General features: G+C 58.1%; 15 protein-coding genes. 11 read left to right on the forward strand and 4 right to left on the reverse strand.

The genetic code is table 11. The annotated features are described in order from the left end of the window. The first annotated feature begins 137 nt into the window (after positions 1-137). From ACH1XZ_RS01900 to ACH1XZ_RS01930, 7 genes are all read left to right on the forward strand, one after another. Positions 138-1,478 (forward strand): glycoside hydrolase family 28 protein, encoded by a 1,341-nt coding sequence (locus tag ACH1XZ_RS01900; RefSeq protein ID WP_395594109.1) that lies wholly within the window; start codon positions 138-140, stop codon positions 1,476-1,478. A 62-nt stretch (positions 1,479-1,540) separates the two neighbouring features. Continuing rightward, positions 1,541-3,103, forward strand: coding sequence for an MFS transporter (locus ACH1XZ_RS01905; protein WP_395594110.1), 1,563 nt, complete (start codon positions 1,541-1,543; stop codon positions 3,101-3,103). A gap of 97 nt (positions 3,104-3,200) precedes the next feature. Next, positions 3,201-4,436 (forward strand): MFS transporter, encoded by a 1,236-nt coding sequence (locus tag ACH1XZ_RS01910; RefSeq protein ID WP_395594111.1) that lies wholly within the window; start codon positions 3,201-3,203, stop codon positions 4,434-4,436. Between the two features lie 71 nt (positions 4,437-4,507). Beyond that, positions 4,508-5,425, forward strand: a complete 918-nt coding sequence (gene osmF, locus ACH1XZ_RS01915; protein ID WP_395594112.1) for a glycine betaine ABC transporter substrate-binding protein OsmF — start codon at positions 4,508-4,510, stop codon at positions 5,423-5,425. 12 nt (positions 5,426-5,437) lie between these two features. Further along, a complete protein-coding gene (locus ACH1XZ_RS01920; protein ID WP_395594113.1) occupies positions 5,438-6,592 on the forward strand; it encodes an ABC transporter permease in 1,155 nt (384 codons plus the stop codon). Continuing rightward, positions 6,585-7,532, forward strand: coding sequence for an ABC transporter ATP-binding protein (locus tag ACH1XZ_RS01925; RefSeq protein ID WP_395594114.1), 948 nt, complete (start codon positions 6,585-6,587; stop codon positions 7,530-7,532). The genes ACH1XZ_RS01920 and ACH1XZ_RS01925 overlap by 8 nt, the downstream gene beginning before the upstream one ends. Next, entirely contained in the window at positions 7,516-8,253 is a 738-nt protein-coding gene (locus ACH1XZ_RS01930; protein ID WP_395594115.1) for an ABC transporter permease, read from the forward strand. The genes ACH1XZ_RS01925 and ACH1XZ_RS01930 overlap by 17 nt, the downstream gene beginning before the upstream one ends. Here ACH1XZ_RS01930 and ACH1XZ_RS01935 read toward each other — a convergent pair. Next, entirely contained in the window at positions 8,228-8,341 is a 114-nt protein-coding gene (locus tag ACH1XZ_RS01935; RefSeq protein WP_115073879.1) for a protein YohO, read from the reverse strand. The two genes, ACH1XZ_RS01930 and ACH1XZ_RS01935, sit on opposite strands and share 26 nt — an antisense overlap. A 59-nt stretch (positions 8,342-8,400) precedes the next feature. Next, positions 8,401-9,120, reverse strand: coding sequence for a MerR family transcriptional regulator (locus ACH1XZ_RS01940; RefSeq protein WP_395594116.1), 720 nt, complete (start codon positions 9,118-9,120; stop codon positions 8,401-8,403). A 210-nt stretch (positions 9,121-9,330) separates the two neighbouring features. On the opposite strand from ACH1XZ_RS01940, the gene ACH1XZ_RS01945 reads away from it, so the two are divergent. The 3 genes from ACH1XZ_RS01945 to ACH1XZ_RS01955 are packed head-to-tail and all read left to right on the forward strand — an operon-like array spanning position 9,331 to position 12,249. Then, positions 9,331-11,016 (forward strand): LytS/YhcK type 5TM receptor domain-containing protein, encoded by a 1,686-nt coding sequence (locus tag ACH1XZ_RS01945; RefSeq protein WP_395594117.1) that lies wholly within the window; start codon positions 9,331-9,333, stop codon positions 11,014-11,016. Beyond that, a complete protein-coding gene (gene btsR / locus ACH1XZ_RS01950) occupies positions 11,013-11,732 on the forward strand; it encodes a two-component system response regulator BtsR (RefSeq protein ID WP_395594118.1) in 720 nt (239 codons plus the stop codon). Before ACH1XZ_RS01945 ends, btsR begins: the two co-directional genes overlap by 4 nt. A gap of 49 nt (positions 11,733-11,781) precedes the next feature. Continuing rightward, the gene (locus ACH1XZ_RS01955; protein ID WP_035894898.1) at positions 11,782-12,249 is read left to right on the forward strand and encodes a YehS family protein; all 468 of its coding nucleotides are present in this window, start codon (positions 11,782-11,784) and stop codon (positions 12,247-12,249) included. Positions 12,250-12,373: 124 nt separating this feature from the next. On the opposite strand, the gene metG is transcribed toward ACH1XZ_RS01955, so the two are convergent. Next, positions 12,374-14,407 (reverse strand): methionine--tRNA ligase, encoded by a 2,034-nt coding sequence (gene metG / locus ACH1XZ_RS01960; RefSeq protein WP_395594119.1) that lies wholly within the window; start codon positions 14,405-14,407, stop codon positions 12,374-12,376. 138 nt (positions 14,408-14,545) lie between these two features. Between metG and apbC the strand changes: the two genes are divergently transcribed. Further along, entirely contained in the window at positions 14,546-15,655 is a 1,110-nt protein-coding gene (gene apbC, locus ACH1XZ_RS01965; RefSeq protein WP_035894896.1) for an iron-sulfur cluster carrier protein ApbC, read from the forward strand. Positions 15,656-15,706: 51 nt separating this feature from the next. Here apbC and ACH1XZ_RS01970 read toward each other — a convergent pair whose 3' ends face one another. Continuing rightward, positions 15,707-16,024 (reverse strand): RcnB family protein, encoded by a 318-nt coding sequence (locus tag ACH1XZ_RS01970; RefSeq protein WP_395594120.1) that lies wholly within the window; start codon positions 16,022-16,024, stop codon positions 15,707-15,709. Positions 16,025-16,118: the final 94 nt, after the last annotated feature.

Genomic DNA, 16,118 nt, shown 5'->3' on the forward strand with positions numbered 1-16,118 from the left:
TTGCTCAAAAGCGATGACCGGGGGCCATAACAGGCGTGATGCCATTCACTAATACGTAAAAAAGCCCGTATCTGCCCGGCGAGAGAATCGGCGCAAGCGCGTTAAATGCAGCTATCTCAACATTCGCAGGTAGCCACATGAAGATTTCATTGCATAACACCGCTCTCGACCGCAGCGGCAACGTCCCGCTTACCGTGCAGCTTCAGCAGTTGATTGATGAAATCGACCGCGCCGGTGGCGGCACGCTGGTGGTCTCTCCAGGCGACTGGATGACCGGCACGCTGGTCCTGCCGTCAAACTTTACCCTGCACCTTGAAGCGGGTGCGCGCCTGCTGGCAAGCCCAAACGCCGAAGACTATCCGGCTGAACTGACGCAAACCGTCGCCGAACTGTCCCGCATGGCGCTGATTTATGCGCGCAACGCTCACCACATCACGCTCAGCGGCGAAGGCTGCCTGGTGGGCGGGGCCAGCGCCTGGTTCTCACAGCGCGCCGATGCCCAAGGCTACCGCCAGCCGAAAACCATGCGCCCGCGTATGCTGGTGCTGGAAGGTTGTCAGCAGGTGCGCGTTCGCGATATCACCATTAGCGACTCGCCAATGTGGACGGCACATCTGGTGAGCTGCAACCAGGTGTTTATCCAGAACTTAACCATTGATAACGATCTGGCGCTCTCCAACACCGATGCGCTGGATATTGATAGCTGCCAGTACGTGCACATCAGCGACAGCTACTTTAGCGCCGCCGATGACGGTATCTGCGTGAAAACCACCCGCAAGCCGGAAGGGCTCCAGCAGCCAACGCGCCACGTGGTGGTGAGCAACTGCCTGATCCGCTCAAAAAGCTGCGCCATCAAAATTGGCACCGAAACCTTCGCCGACATCAGCCATATCGCGGTGCATAACTGCTCAATCTTCGAGTCCAACCGCGGCATTGGCCTGGTCTCTCGCGACGGCGGCCAGTTCAGCCAGATGATCTTCAGCAACATCCTGTTCGACTGCCGTCACGGGCACCCATGCCACTGGGGTAAAGCTGACCCAGTGTTTATCTCCGTGCGCCACCGCGACCCGCAGGTGCAGCCGGGAAGGGTTGAGGACATTATCTTCAGCCAGCTTTCTGGGGTGAGCGAAGGGGCCATCAACCTGCACGCGGAAACGCCGGGTGATATCCGCCATATCACCTTCAATGGGCTCTCATTGCAGCAGCTTTCCGGCCCGTCCGATGAGCAGGGCTGCTACGACATTCGCCCGCCGTGTAACCCGGCAAGCCCAACCGGGATGGGGCTCGACAACGCCTACCGTGTGAACCCACAAACCGGCCGCGCCTGGGGCGTAGATGCCTATCCGGGCGGCCTGCCTGGGCTGTACGCCAACGGGGTGCGAGATCTGACCCTCAACGACCTGCGTATTCGCCGCCCACAGCCGCTGCCGCAGGGCTGGAGTGAGCACGCCATCGTGCAGGAAAACGCCGACGCCTGATGCTTTTTGACGACGGCGCGGCTTGCGGCCTCGCCGTCCCGTTATGTTCAAGGGGATGGAAAATGATAAAAAAAGTGCGGGAGATAAAACTCCACAACTATATCTGTTACGGCCTGGCCGATGTTATCGGTTCCGGTGCTTTTACTCTGGTAAGCGCCTGGCTGCTGTTCTTCCTGACCACCTTCTGCGGCCTGACGCCGATTGAAGCGGGGTCGCTGTTCGCCGTGGCGCGTATTGTCGATGTGATCATGTGTCCGTGCATGGGCTACATCTCCGATAACTTCCACAAAACGCGCCTCGGTCGCCGCTTTGGCCGTCGCCGTTTCTTCCTGCTGCTGAGTATTCCACTGGTGGCGGTCTACAGCCTGCTGTGGGTACAGGGCTTCAACTATTGGATGTACCTGCTGGTCTATATCCTGTTTGAAATCGTCTACTCGATGATCTTGATCCCGTACGACACGCTGTCGGCCGAGATGACCAATGACTTTACCAAACGCTCTAAGCTGACCAGCGCCCGTATGTACATCGCCCAGTTCGCGGGCTTCACCGCCGCGTTCCTGCCGGGTCGCCTGCTGGCCTACTTTGGATCCGATTCCGCTATTTCCTTCTTCTACGCCGGGGCGATTTTCACCGTTGCCTTTATGGTGGTGCTGTTCTTCGTGTACTTCGGTACCTGGGAACGTTCGCTGGAAGAGATTGAGCAGAGCGAGCGCAGCGTTGAGACCGAAGAGAAGCTGCCGCTGAGCAAGCGCCTGTTTGATATCTATTATGATTTTATCTCCACCCTGAAAATCAAAACCTTCCGTTCGCACCTGGGGATGTACCTGGGCGGTTCAGTGGCACAGGATATCTTCAACTCCGTCTTTACCTATTTCGTGGTCTTTGCGCTGGCGACCTCTTCCGTCGTAGCCAGTAACCTGCTGAGCGTCATCAATGGGTTGCAGTTCTTCGGCGTCGGTGTCGCCACCTGGCTGACCCTGCGTTACTCGCCGTCTCGCGCGTTTGCGACTCAGGCGCTGATGGCGCTGGTGGCGTTTGCCCTGTTCGCGGTGACCTATCTCTACGGCTCGACCAGTATGGCGATGCTCTATCTGGCGGCGGGCGTTGCTGGTCTGGCGCGTGGCGGCATCTATTCCATTCCATGGAATAACTACACCTTCGTGGCGGATGTGGATGAGATTCTGACCTGTAACCGTCGTGAGGGGATCTTCGCGGGCTTTATGAGCCTGCTGCGTAAAGCCTCACAGGCGTTCTCTATCTTCCTCGTTGGCGTGGCGCTGCAAATGTCCGGCTTTATCACCGGCCACTCCAGCCAACCGCAGTCGGCTATCAACATGATCCTCGCCATCATGATTATTCTGCCGGTTCTGCTGACCCTGTGGGGCATCTGGTCTGCCTTCCAATTCAAAGTGAACAGCCGCACCCATGCGGTACTGAACGACGAAGTGGCGCGCCTGAAACAAGGTGGCAGCAAAGCGACCGTCACGGCAGAAACCAAAGAGGTTATCGAAAGCCTGACCGGGATGCCGTACGACCACTGCTGGGGGGATAACACCGTCGGCCACGTTAACCGCAGCCTGCTGAAAGCCAAACAGCATCAGTTAGCGCAGTTGAAAAACGCATAGGTGCCAATCCCGGCGGCGCTTCGCTTGGCCGGGCTACAAACCAACACCTGTAGCCCGGGCGAGCGCAGCGACCCCGGGATTTTTTTGGATAACAGAAATGACCGAACAAAGTTTATATATTCAACAGGGTATCTGGGCGCGCCTCGGCCTGCCGCGCGAGCTGGCGTGGGGATTCGTCGGCGTCTTCCTGTTTATTACCGGGGCAACTATCGAACAGAGCTGGCTGGCCTCGCTGCTGCAACAGCGCGGGCTTGATGCGGTACATATCAGCCTGCTGTCATCGGTCTTTGGCCTGTGCGTGGCGGCCATCTCGTGGTTCTCCGGGATTGGCGCGGGCGTACTCGGCATTCGTCGCCTGATGTGGCTGGCGACGCTGCTCTATTTTATCGGCTCGGTACCGTTTATTTTCGTCGCGCTGCCGGAGGGCAACTATCCGCTGATGATGGTGAGCTACGCGGTGCGCGGCATGGCCTACCCGCTGTTTGCCTACTCGTTTCTGGTGTGGATCAACCAGCGCTGCGAAAGCCGAATTCTTGGCCGCGCCGTCTCCTGGTTCTGGATTGCCTTCGGCGTCGGCATGACCATCGTCGGGCCGTGGTTCTCCGGCTTTATGATCCCACGTCTGGGTGAAACCACCACCTTGCTCTCAGGCTTTATTTTCGTGCTGGCGGGCTGCGGCTGCGCGCTCATTCTCAATCGCGACAAACCGCAGTGGCAGCAGGACGGCGCGGTAGCGCAGGCGCTGGCGGAAGGGATAATCGTGCTGGTACGCGAACCGAAAATGCGCCTGGCGGTAGTGGTCAAAACCATCAACGACATCGGCAAATTTTCGCTGGTTATCCTGATGCCGGTTTACCTGCCGCGCTTTGGCTTCAGCATTGAAGAGTGGCTGACCATCTGGGGCCTGGTGAACGTGGTGAATATCTTCGCCAACTACTTCTTCGGCTGGCTGGGCGATACCATCGGCTGGCGTAATACCGTGGTCTGGTTTGCCGGTACGCTGTGCGGCGCGTCGGCGCTGGCGGTGTGCTATGCACCAGTACTGTTTGGTCATAGCAGCGTGGCGATGGTAATCGCGCTGGCGATTTATGCCATTGGCCTGGGCGCGTTCGGGCCGCTGAGCGCGTTGATCCCTTCGCTGCTGCCGGAAAATAAAGGCGCGGCGATCTCTTGTCTGAATCTCGGCTCGGGTCTGAGTAACTTTGTCGGGCCGTTTATCGTGACGCTGTGCGTAAATCCGCTGGGCGTCGAGGGAACGCTGTGGGTGATTGCGCTGCTGTACTTCGCCGCCAGTTTGCTGACAATTCCGTTAACTCTCCCCAAAAAGGGGTGATTGCTGAAATTTCGTCTACGCTTTTTGCTTAAGCGCCTGTTTTATCTCGCGCAAAAATAAGAGGAAAGCGTATGACGATTTCAAGTGGATGGACGGCATCACTGGTACTGGCGGCGGCGGTTGCGCTGCCGTTGCAGGCGGCTGAACCGGTTAAAGTCGGGTCAAAAATTGATACGGAAGGGGCGCTGCTCGGCAACATTATCCTGCAGGTGCTGGAAAGCCACGGCGTCAAAACGGTGAATAAGGTTCAGCTCGGTACGACGCCCGTCGTGCGCGGGGCGATAACCTCCGGCGCGCTGGATATCTACCCGGAGTACACCGGCAACGGCGCGTTCTTCTTCAAAGATGAAACCGACTCGGCATGGAAAAATGCGGCGGCGGGCTACGAGAAGGTGAAAAAGCTCGATGCTGAGAAAAATCATCTGATCTGGCTGACCCCCGCACCGGCGAATAACACCTGGACCCTTGCGGTGCGCAAAGATCTGGCGGAACAAAACAAACTCACTTCGCTTACCGACCTGAGCGGCTATCTGAAAAAAGGCGGCACGTTTAAGCTGGCGGCCTCTGCTGAATTTATCGAACGCCCGGATGCGCTGCCGGCATTTGAAAAAGCCTATGACTTTAAGCTCAATCAGGACCAACTGCTGTCGCTGGCGGGCGGTGATACCGCCGTCACCATTAAAGCGGCGGCGCAGCAAACCTCCGGCGTGAACGCGGCGATGGCCTATGGCACTGACGGCCCGGTAGCGGCGCTGGGGCTACAGACGCTGAGCGACCCGAAAGGCGTGCAGCCGATTTACGCGCCGACCCCGGTCGTGCGTGAAGCGGTGCTGAAAGCCTATCCGCAGTTGGACGACTGGTTGAAGCCGGTGTTCGCGAGCCTTGATGAAAAGACCCTGCAAACGCTGAACGCGAAGATTGCGGTCGAAGGGCTGGACGCCAAAACCGTGGCGGCGGAATACCTGAAGCAAAAAGGGTGGGCGAAGTAATCGGTTAATCGCATGCCTCGTTGTACTCATCGCGTGGTGGCGCTGCTGGCGGTGCTTATGCTGGCCGCCGCCGCGCTGCCGTTCGTCAATTTCGCCCCGAACCGTCTGGTCTCGGGCGAAGGCCTTTGGTTATGGCAAATCTGGGCCTTTCCTCCGCTTATTCTGCTGCTCATTCCCGCGCTGTTTTTACTGCTTTGCTGGCTGCCTGGTCGGCTGCCGAGCCTGTTGATTCTGCTGCTTGCCGAAGCCAGCTTTGCGCTTGTGCTGTGGACGAGCGGCGAGGCCGCGCAGCAGTTGGCGCAGAACAGTAGCCCACTGGCGCGCACCTCGCCGGGAAGCGGGCTATGGCTAGGCTTACTGCTGATGCTGCTGATATGCAGCGAGGCCATCCGTCGTCTGACTTCGCGGGCATTATGGCGCTGGCTGCTGAACGTTCAACTTTGGTTGCTCCCCTGCTGGCTGCTGTGGAGCGGGGCGCTGGATGGTCTGTCGTTGATGAAGGAGTACGCCAATCGGCAAGAGACCTTTAACGACGCGCTCAGCCAGCATTTGCTGCTGCTGTGGGGCACGCTGGTACCGTCGCTGCTGATCGGGGTGCCTATTGGCATGTGGTGCTGGCGGCGGCCCGGGCGGCAGTCGAGCGTGTTTACCGTCCTCAATATTATTCAGACCATCCCCTCGGTGGCGCTGTTTGGCCTGCTGATTGCGCCACTTGCCGGGCTGGTGCAGCGTTTCCCGTGGCTGGCGAATTTCGGCGTGGCGGGAACCGGGCTGGCTCCGGCGCTGATTGCGCTGGTGCTCTACGCGCTGCTGCCTATCGTTCGTGGCGTGGTGGCGGGGATGCAGCAGGTTTCCACCCAGGTGCTGGAAAGCGCGGCGGCGATGGGGATGAGCCGCGCTCAAACGTTTTTGCGCGTGCAGCTACCGCTGGCGCTGCCGGTGCTGCTGCGCAGCCTGCGGGTGGTGACGGTACAAACGGTCGGCATGGCGGTAGTCGCGGCGCTGATAGGCGCGGGCGGCTTTGGCGCGCTGGTATTCCAGGGGCTGCTCAGCAGCGCGCTGGATCTGGTGCTGCTTGGCGTGATCCCGGTGATCGCACTGGCGGTCATTGCGGATGCGCTGTTTAGCCTGGTGGGCACCTTACTGAAAGGAGAGACCGATGATTGAGTTTTCCGCGGTCAATAAATCGTTCGGCCAGCATCCGGCGGTGAAAAATCTCACGCTGCGGCTGGAAGAAGGGGCGTTTTCGGTGCTGATTGGCACCTCCGGTTCGGGGAAATCAACCACGCTCAAAATGATTAACCGGCTGGTGGAGCCCGATAGCGGGAGCATCCGTTTTGCCGGGCAGGATATTCGCGAGCAGCCGCTGCTCGCCCTGCGTCGACGCATGGGCTATGCCATTCAGTCCATTGGCCTGTTCCCACACTGGACGGTGGCACAAAACATCGCCACCGTGCCGCAGCTGTTGAAATGGCCGCAGGCGAAGGTGGATGCGCGAATTGACGAGCTGATGGCGTTACTGGGTCTGGAACCGGCGCTGCGGGCGCGTTTCCCGCATCAGCTCTCCGGCGGCCAGCAGCAGCGCGTTGGCGTGGCGCGGGCGCTGGCGGGCGACCCGGAAGTGTTGCTGATGGATGAACCCTTCGGCGCGCTGGACCCGGTTACCCGCGGGGCGCTGCAACAAGAGATGCGCCGTATTCATCAGCTGCTGGGGCGAACCATCGTGCTGGTGACTCATGATATCGACGAAGCACTGCGCCTGGCGGATAACCTGATTCTGATGGACGGCGGCGAGGTGGTACAGCAGGGCACGCCGCTGCAAATGCTCAGCCAGCCGGGCAGCGAATTTGTCCGTACCTTTTTCGGCCGTAGTGAACTCGGCGTGCGGCTGCTGTCGCTGCGTCAGGTGGCGGACTATATGCGCCATGGTGAGCGCGCCGAAGGGGAGGCGATTACCGCCGCCGCGTCGTTGCGCGATGCGCTTTCCGGTTTTATGGCGCAGCGGCGCACCGTGTTACCGGTGGCGGATGCCGCAGGGCGGGTCTGCGGTACGCTGCATTTTGCCGACCTGCTGCGCGAGGAGTTGAGCGATGCGCCTGCTTCGTGATCCGCTGCTGTGGCTGCTGGCGCTGTTTGTCGGTCTGCTCGTCGGCATGCCTTACAGCGAGCCGCTGTTTCATGTTCTGTTTCCCGAACAGCCTCGTCCGCTCTATCAGCAGGCCGGGTTTCTCTCGCTGACGCTGGCGCATGGCTGGCTGGTGGGCGTTTCGAGCCTGACGGCGATAGTGATTGGCGTCAGCGCCGGTGTACTGGTGACGCGCCCGGCGGGCAGCGAGTTTCGGCCATTGGTCGAGACGTTAGCCGCGATGGGGCAAACTTTTCCCCCGGTCGCTGTGCTGGCGATGGCCGTTCCGGTGATGGGGTTTGGCGAAAAACCGGCAATTATTGCGCTGATACTGTACGGCATTCTGCCGGTATTACAGGGGACGTTAGCCGGGCTGGCGGCGGTTTCTGAGAGCGCATTAAGCGTGGCGCAAGGGATGGGGATGTCAGGCTGGCAGCGGTTGCGTCAGGTTGAGCTACCGTTAGCGGCACCGGTTATCGTCGCGGGGATTCGGACGTCGGTTATCGTTAATATCGGCACAGCGACGATTGCCTCAACGGTCGGGGCAAATACGCTTGGCACGCCAATTATCATTGGCCTGAGCGGATTTAATACGGCTTATGTGGTGCAGGGGGCCATTCTGGTGGCGCTGGCGGCGATTATCGTCGACCGCGCCTTTGAGCGGCTGAGTTTACGGCTCAGCCGACACCGCCGCGCACAATAAACGAATATCCCGCGAGCATGACACCGCCAATACCGCTGATAGCCATCAGCCCAAAAATGATGATTGCGGCGAGTTTGCTTGACTTCATGGTGTACTCCTTTTGTTAACCAAAAGATTATACCGCGAAGCTTGTCTGTTAACGAACGATTAATTTACGGGGAGCGGGAAGGCGATCCCTTCTTCCTGCCAGTAGGTGAGCTGGTGTCGCTGCTCGGCACTTGGTGACACACCGCACCAGACAAGCAGCGTTTGACCGGGGAACAGCTCCGGCTGAACGTGGGTGAGTGAATGGGCCATCACGTCGACGCGCCAGCCCTGCTCGCAGGCAACCCATCCCTCAAGCCACAGGCGCGTCATGTCGGTGACGTTCCAGCCGATGACCAGTGCGTGCGGCCCTGACTTGCGGCGGCCGGAGGCTAAATTGAGCGCGATGTCGTTAATCAATACCCCGTCAAGCAGGCCCAACAGCGTTTGTAACGCAAACTGCGCGCTTTGCAAACGCTGGCGCAGCGGATTAAACAGGCAGTCGACCAGCGTGCGGGCGCTGTAGCTGCGGCGCAGCTCTTTCACCCACAGGCGCAGCGGGTGCAGGTGACCGCTACGCAGATAGTTCAGCACTTTTTCTTGCTGTTCGTGCCAGCCGTCCCGCTGCTCACTGAGCAGGCCTTTGACTTTGCTTACCTGCACGCCGTTTTCTATCCAGCGCTGAATTTCGCGGATGCGATCGATATCGTCATCATTAAACAGGCGGTGGCCGCCGTCGGTACGCTGCGGCTTCAGGAGGGCATATCGCCGCTGCCAGGCGCGAAGCGTTACCGGGTTAATATCACAGAGCTGTGCGACTTCGCCAATCGTGTAAAGCGCCATCTTTTCCTCCGGCATGCGATATCCCCTTTAACTTTAGACGGGGATTGCTGCCTCGGCCTGTTCTGGTTGTTTTTTATCCACTCACGCGCCGAATGAGAGGGATAAAATGTGATCGGTAGCATTTTTTGCACTTTTATTGCCAGGTTTCAAAGAAAGTTATGCCGACTATGTGTATGTTACGCAGTTTTATTTCTGTTGTGGTGACGTGGTATGTACGAGTTTAATCTGGTGTTGCTGCTGCTTCAGCAGATGTGTGTTTTCCTGGTTATTGCCTGGTTAATGAGCAAGACGCGTCTCTTCATTCCGCTGATGCAGGTCACCGTGCGTCTGCCGCACAAGCTGCTATGCTACGTCACGTTTTCTATTTTCTGTATTCTCGGCACCTATTTTGGTCTGCATATTGAAGACTCCATTGCCAACACGCGCGCGATTGGCGCGGTGATGGGCGGGCTGCTGGGCGGCCCGGTGGTGGGAGGACTGGTCGGGCTGACCGGCGGTCTGCACCGTTATTCGATGGGCGGCATGACCGCGTTGAGCTGCATGATTTCAACCATCGTTGAGGGGCTGCTCGGCGGGCTGGTGCACAGCCTGCTGATTCGTCGCGGTCGCCCGGATAAAGTCTTCAGCCCGTGGACGGCAGGGGTCATCACCCTGGTGGCGGAACTGGTGCAGATGCTGATTATTCTGCTGATCGCCCGCCCGTTTGAAGACGCGCTGCATCTGGTGCAGAGCATCGCAGCGCCGATGATGGTGACCAATACCGTGGGTGCGGCGCTGTTTATGCGTATTCTGCTCGATAAGCGGGCGATGTTTGAAAAGTACACCTCGGCATTCTCCGCCACCGCCCTGAAGCTGGCGGCGTCGACGGAAGGTATTCTGCGTCAGGGCTTTAACGAAGAGAACAGCATGAAGGTGGCGCAGGTCCTGATTCAGGAGCTGGATATCGGCGCGGTCGCCATCACCGACCGCGAGAAGCTGCTGGCATTTACCGGCATCGGTGAAGACCACCATCTGCCCGGCAAGCCCATCTCCTCTCGCTACACGCAAAAAACCATTGAGAGCGGCGAAGTGGTCTACGCTGACGGCAACGAAGTGCCGTACCGCTGCTCAATTCACCCCAACTGCAAGCTTGGCTCGACGCTGGTTATCCCGCTGCGCGGTGAAAACCAGCGGGTGATTGGCACCATCAAGCTGTACGAAGCTAAAAACCGCCTGTTCAGTTCGATCAACCGTACGTTAGGCGAGGGGATTGCCCAACTGCTGTCGGCGCAGATCCTTGCCGGGCAGTACGAGCGGCAGAAGGCGCTGCTGACCCAGTCGGAGATTAAACTGCTGCACGCCCAGGTAAACCCACACTTCCTGTTTAATGCGCTTAATACCCTGAAAGCGGTGATTCGCCGCGACAGCGAACAGGCGAGCCAACTGGTGCAGTATCTGTCGACCTTTTTCCGTAAAAACCTCAAACGCCCGTCGGAGATTGTGACCCTGGCAGACGAGATTGAGCACGTGAACGCCTATCTGCAAATTGAGAAGGCGCGCTTTCAGTCGCGGCTACAGGTGCATCTGGATATTCCGGACGCGCTGGCGCACCAGCAGCTTCCGGCGTTTACCCTCCAGCCGATTGTCGAAAACGCCATTAAGCACGGTACTTCGCAGTTGATGGAGGTTGGCGAGATCACGCTGCGCGCTAGCCAGCAGGACCGGCATCTGGTGCTGGATATTGAAGATAACGCCGGGCTGTATCAGCCTGGCGCCCAGTCCAGCGGCCTGGGCATGAGCCTGGTGGATAAGCGTCTGCGGATGCGTTTTGGCGACGAATGCGGGATTGCCGTCGCCTGTGAACCGGACCGTTTTACCCGCGTCACTCTGCGGTTACCTCTGGAGGAAAGTGCATGATTAACGTGTTGATTGTCGATGATGAGCCGCTGGCGCGGGAGAACCTGCGCGTTCTGCTGCAAACGCACGAGGATGTGAACATCGTCGGCGAGTGCGCTAACGCGGTGGAAGCCATTGGCGCGGTGCATAAGCTGCGCCCGGATGTGCTGTTTCTGGATATCCAGATGCCGCGCATCAGCGGGCTTGAGATGGTGGGCATGCTTGACCCGGAGCATCGCCCCTACATCGTCTTTCTGACCGCTTTCGACGAGTACGCGGTCAAAGCGTTTGAGGAGCACGCGTTTGACTATCTGCTCAAGCCGATCGAAGAAAAAAGGCTGGAAAAGACGCTGATGCGCCTGCGTCAGGAGCGGGCGGCGCAGGATATGTCGGTGCTGAGCGAAAACCAGCAGGCGCTGAAATTTATTCCCTGTACCGGGCACAGCCGAATCTATCTGTTGCAGATGGACGACGTGGCCTTTGTCAGCAGCCGGATGAGCGGTGTTTACGTTACCAGCGGAGAGGGCAAAGAGGGCTTTACCGAGCTGACGCTGCGTACGTTGGAAAGCCGCACGCCGCTGATTCGCTGTCATCGCCAGTATCTGGTGAACATGGCGCACCTGAAGGAAATTCGTCTGGAGGATAATGGCCAGGCGGAGTTGCTGCTGCGTAACGGGCTGACCGTGCCGGTCAGCCGACGCTATTTGAAGACGCTGAAAGAGGCGTTGGGGCTTTAATTCGTGTAGAATCAGCCATCATTTTTTCATTACCACCGTCGAAGGCACTATGGTCAGTAACGATATTTTACGCAGCGTCCGCTACATCCTGAAAATGAACAATAACGATCTGGTGCGTGTTTTCGCGCTGGGCGAAGCCGAAGTCAGCGTTGAACAGCTGGCGCCGTGGCTGCGCAAAGAGGATGAGGAAGGCTTCGTGCGTTGCCCGGACATTATGCTGTCGTGCTTCCTGAACGGCCTGATTTACGAAAAGCGCGGTCGCGACGAGTCTGCTCCGGCGCTGGCGGTTGAACGTCGTATCAACAACAACATCATGCTGAAAAAGCTGCGTATCGCGTTTGCGCTGAAAACCGACGATATTCTGGCTATCCTGACTCAGCAGCAGTTCCGCGTCTCTATGCCGGAAATCACCGCCATGATGCGTGCGCCTGACCATAAAAACTTCCGCGAATGTGGCGACCAGTTCCTGCGTTATTTCCTGCGCGGCCTGGCGATTCGCGAGCACGCGGCGAAGTAATTATCTGCTGTTCCCCGGCGGCGCTGCGCTTGGCCGGGCTACCCATATGCGCGAAATGTTGTCGCCGGGAATGCACGAACTACCAATAAAAAAACGCTGCCGAAGCAGCGTTTTTTTATGCAGATTATTTCACCTGCTGGCCTGGTTTCGCACCGTCATCCGGGCTTAACAGGAAGATATCTTTCCCGCCAGGGCCTGCCGCCATCACCATCCCTTCCGAGATGCCGAAGCGCATTTTACGCGGAGCCAGGTTCGCCACCATCACGGTCAGGCGGCCAATCAGCGGCTGCGGGTCCGGGTAGGCGGAACGGATGCCGGAGAAGACGTTACGTTTCTCGCCACCCAGATCCAGCGTCAGGCGCAGCAGCTTGTCAGAGCCTTCCACGAACTCGGCGTTTTCAATCAGCGCCACGCGCAGGTCAATTTTGGCGAAATCGTCAAAGGTGATGGTTTCCTGGATTGGGTCATCCGCCAGCGGGCCGGTAACCGGAGCAGCGGCTGCTTTCACTTCTTCTTTAGAGGCTTCCACCAGCGCTTCCACCTGTTTCATTTCAATACGGTTATACAGCGCCTTGAAGGTGTTGATCTTATGACCCACCAGCGGCGCGTTGATAGCATCCCAGCTCAGCTCGGTGTTGAGGAACGCTTCGGTACGTGCAGCCAGCTCCGGCAGAACCGGCTTCAGCCAGGTCATCAGCACGCGGAACATGTTCAGACCCATGGTGCAGATAGCCTGCAGGTCGGCGTCGCGGCCTTCCTGTTTCGCCACAACCCACGGTGCCTGCTCGTCAACGTAGCGGTTAGCGACGTCGGCCAGCGCCATGATTTCACGAATAGCTTTGCCGAACTCACGGCTTTCCCACGCTTCGCCAATACTGGCGGCAGCGTCGGTGAAGGTTTTATACAGCTCAGGGTCAGCCAGTTCAGCGGACAGCACGCCGTCGAAACGCTTAGCGATAAAGCCGGCGTTACGGGAAGCCAGGTTCACCACTTTGTTCACGATGTCGGCGTTGACGCGCTGGATGAAATCTTCCAGGTTCAGGTCGATATCGTCGATACGGGAAGAGAGCTTCGCGGTGTAGTAGTAACGCAGGCTGTCGGCATCGAAGTGCTTGAGCCAGGTGCTGGCTTTAATAAAGGTGCCGCGAGATTTGGACATCTTCGCGCCGTTCACCGTCACGTAGCCGTGTACGAACAGGTTGGTCGGCTTGCGGAAGTTGCTACCTTCCAGCATCGCAGGCCAGAACAGGCTGTGGAAGTAGACGATATCTTTACCGATAAAGTGATACAGCTCGGCGGTAGAGTCTTTCTTCCAGTATTCATCGAAACTGGTGGTGTCGCCGCGTTTGTCGCACAGGTTCTTGAAGGAGCCCATGTAGCCGATTGGCGCATCCAGCCAGACGTAGAAGTATTTGCCCGGCGCGTTCGGGATTTCAAAGCCGAAGTACGGCGCATCGCGGGAGATATCCCACTGCTGCAGGCCGGATTCAAACCATTCCTGCATTTTGTTCGCGACCTGCTCCTGCAGCGCGCCGCTGCGGGTCCACGCCTGCAGCATTTCGCTGAAGGACGGGAGGTCAAAGAAGAAGTGCTCAGACTCGCGCATCACCGGGGTCGCGCCAGATACCACGGATTTCGGCTCGATAAGCTCGGTTGGGCTGTAGGTCGCGCCGCACACTTCGCAGTTATCGCCGTACTGATCCGGTGATTTACATTTCGGGCAGGTGCCTTTCACGAAACGGTCCGGCAGGAACATGCCTTTTTCCGGATCGTACAGCTGAGAGATGGTGCGGTTTTTAATAAAACCGTTCTCTTTCAGGCGACCATAAATCAGCTCGGACAGCTCGCGGTTCTCGTCGCTGTGTGTCGAGTGATAGTTGTCGTAGCTGATGTTAAAGCCCGCAAAGTCAGTCTGATGCTCCTGACTCATTTCGGCAATCATCTGCTCTGGGGTAATGCCCAACTGCTGCGCTTTCAGCATGATTGGCGTGCCGTGGGCATCGTCCGCGCAGATGAAGTTAACCTCGTGGCCGCGCATTCGCTGGTAACGGACCCAGACATCAGCCTGGATGTGCTCCAGCATATGGCCGAGGTGGATGGAGCCGTTGGCGTACGGCAGTGCGCACGTTACCAGAATTTTCTTCGCGACTTGAGTCATAGTGGGTATTACTTCTTCTGTTTGAAAAAAGGGGTTTTGATATTACCAAAAGGGTAGAGGGTGTGCCATACATGCTTGAGCGTACCTGTGGTAGACTTAGGCGTACTGAAAGCATGTTAAAACAACAAAGGAGTCGGGATGAACTCAGAATCCCAGGCCAAATCACCTGAACGTCTACGTGCGATGGTGGCCGGCACGCTGGCAAACTTCCAGCACCCCACCCTGAAGCACAACTTAACGACGCTAAAAGCGCTGCACCACGTCGCCTGGCTTGACGACACCGTGCACATCGAACTGCAGATGCCGTTTGTCTGGCATAGCGCCTTTGAAGAATTAAAAGAGCAAACCAGCGCTGAACTGCTGCGGGTGACCGGTGCGAAAGCTATCGACTGGAAGCTGTCGCACAGCATCGCCACGCTGAAACGCGTGAAAAACCAGCCGGGCGTGACCGGCGTGAAGAATATTATTGCCGTCAGCTCCGGCAAAGGCGGGGTGGGTAAATCGTCCACCGCCGTGAACCTGGCGCTGGCGCTGGCCGCGGAAGGGGCGAAAGTGGGCATCCTCGATGCCGACATCTACGGCCCGTCCATCCCGAATATGCTGGGCGCGGAAAACCAGCGTCCAACCTCGCCAGACGGCACCCACATGGCGCCGATCATGGCGCACGGCCTGGCAACCAACTCCATCGGCTATCTGGTCACTGACGACAACGCCATGGTGTGGCGTGGTCCGATGGCCAGCAAGGCATTGATGCAGATGCTGCAGGAAACCATGTGGCCGGATCTCGACTACCTCGTGCTGGACATGCCGCCGGGTACCGGTGATATCCAGCTGACGCTGGCGCAAAACATTCCGGTGACCGGGGCCGTTGTGGTTACCACGCCGCAGGACATCGCGCTGATCGATGCCAAAAAAGGCATCGTGATGTTCGAAAAAGTGGAAGTGCCGGTGCTGGGTATCGTGGAGAACATGAGCATGCACATCTGCAGCAACTGCGGTCATCACGAGCCAATTTTTGGCACCGGTGGCGCAGAGAAGCTGGCAGAGAAGTACCATACTCAGCTGCTGGGCCAGATGCCGCTGCACATCAATCTGCGTGAAGACCTGGATAACGGCACGCCGACGGTGGTGGCTCGTCCGGAGAGTGAATTCACCGAGATTTATCGTCGACTGGCGGGGCGCGTTGCGGCACAGCTCTACTGGCAGGGTGAAGTGATTCCAGGCGACATCGCGTTCCGCGCGGTGTAACACAGGTAAAAAGAGGCCGGGCGCATCAGTGATGCGCCCGGCCTTTATTCATTAACGGTGATAGAAAATTTCGCCGTCGTAGATTTTGCTGATGGTGCCGTCGGTCTCGCTAATCTGTACATAGTTACCGCCCATGTACGTCCAGCGCGTTCCCGCGTCCGGCGCTGGCAGGTTACGTAGCTGCCACTGCTTGATGTTGTACTCTGGCGTCAGGTACATGGCTGGCGCTTTATCGCCAGGCTTGAATTGCGTGAAGTCAGCAGTGAACTCTTTCAGCTCATACTGCTTAATACCGGTAGCCGGAGCAGCCCACGCCGCGCCCGCCGTTGCCAACAGTACGCCCAGAAGCATCATTTTTGTTTTACGCATACTATCCCCATATTATCCTGGATATAAAATTGCAGCTCCGTATGATTCCTGATGCGCGCCCTCAATGGCAAGCGCTGCTTTCTTAAAAAGTGTA

Source organism: Kluyvera chengduensis (genome assembly GCF_044197065.1).
Lineage (GTDB): Bacteria > Pseudomonadota > Gammaproteobacteria > Enterobacterales > Enterobacteriaceae > Kluyvera > Kluyvera ascorbata_C.

Excerpts from the sequence above, each read along its gene's own strand:
- ACH1XZ_RS01900 (WP_395594109.1), top strand. The coding sequence starts at position 138 with ATGAAGATTTCATTGCATAACACCGCTCTCGACCGCAGCGGCAACGTC.
- ACH1XZ_RS01905 (WP_395594110.1), top strand. The coding sequence starts at position 1,541 with ATGATAAAAAAAGTGCGGGAGATAAAACTCCACAACTATATCTGTTAC.
- ACH1XZ_RS01910 (WP_395594111.1), top strand. The coding sequence starts at position 3,201 with ATGACCGAACAAAGTTTATATATTCAACAGGGTATCTGGGCGCGCCTC.
- osmF (WP_395594112.1), top strand. The coding sequence starts at position 4,508 with ATGACGATTTCAAGTGGATGGACGGCATCACTGGTACTGGCGGCGGCG.
- ACH1XZ_RS01920 (WP_395594113.1), top strand. The coding sequence starts at position 5,438 with ATGCCTCGTTGTACTCATCGCGTGGTGGCGCTGCTGGCGGTGCTTATG.
- ACH1XZ_RS01925 (WP_395594114.1), top strand. The coding sequence starts at position 6,585 with ATGATTGAGTTTTCCGCGGTCAATAAATCGTTCGGCCAGCATCCGGCG.
- ACH1XZ_RS01930 (WP_395594115.1), top strand. The coding sequence starts at position 7,516 with ATGCGCCTGCTTCGTGATCCGCTGCTGTGGCTGCTGGCGCTGTTTGTC.
- ACH1XZ_RS01935 (WP_115073879.1), bottom strand. The coding sequence starts at position 8,341 with ATGAAGTCAAGCAAACTCGCCGCAATCATCATTTTTGGGCTGATGGCT.
- ACH1XZ_RS01940 (WP_395594116.1), bottom strand. The coding sequence starts at position 9,120 with ATGGCGCTTTACACGATTGGCGAAGTCGCACAGCTCTGTGATATTAAC.
- ACH1XZ_RS01945 (WP_395594117.1), top strand. The coding sequence starts at position 9,331 with ATGTACGAGTTTAATCTGGTGTTGCTGCTGCTTCAGCAGATGTGTGTT.
- btsR (WP_395594118.1), top strand. The coding sequence starts at position 11,013 with ATGATTAACGTGTTGATTGTCGATGATGAGCCGCTGGCGCGGGAGAAC.
- ACH1XZ_RS01955 (WP_035894898.1), top strand. The coding sequence starts at position 11,782 with ATGGTCAGTAACGATATTTTACGCAGCGTCCGCTACATCCTGAAAATG.
- metG (WP_395594119.1), bottom strand. The coding sequence starts at position 14,407 with ATGACTCAAGTCGCGAAGAAAATTCTGGTAACGTGCGCACTGCCGTAC.
- apbC (WP_035894896.1), top strand. The coding sequence starts at position 14,546 with ATGAACTCAGAATCCCAGGCCAAATCACCTGAACGTCTACGTGCGATG.
- ACH1XZ_RS01970 (WP_395594120.1), bottom strand. The coding sequence starts at position 16,024 with ATGCGTAAAACAAAAATGATGCTTCTGGGCGTACTGTTGGCAACGGCG.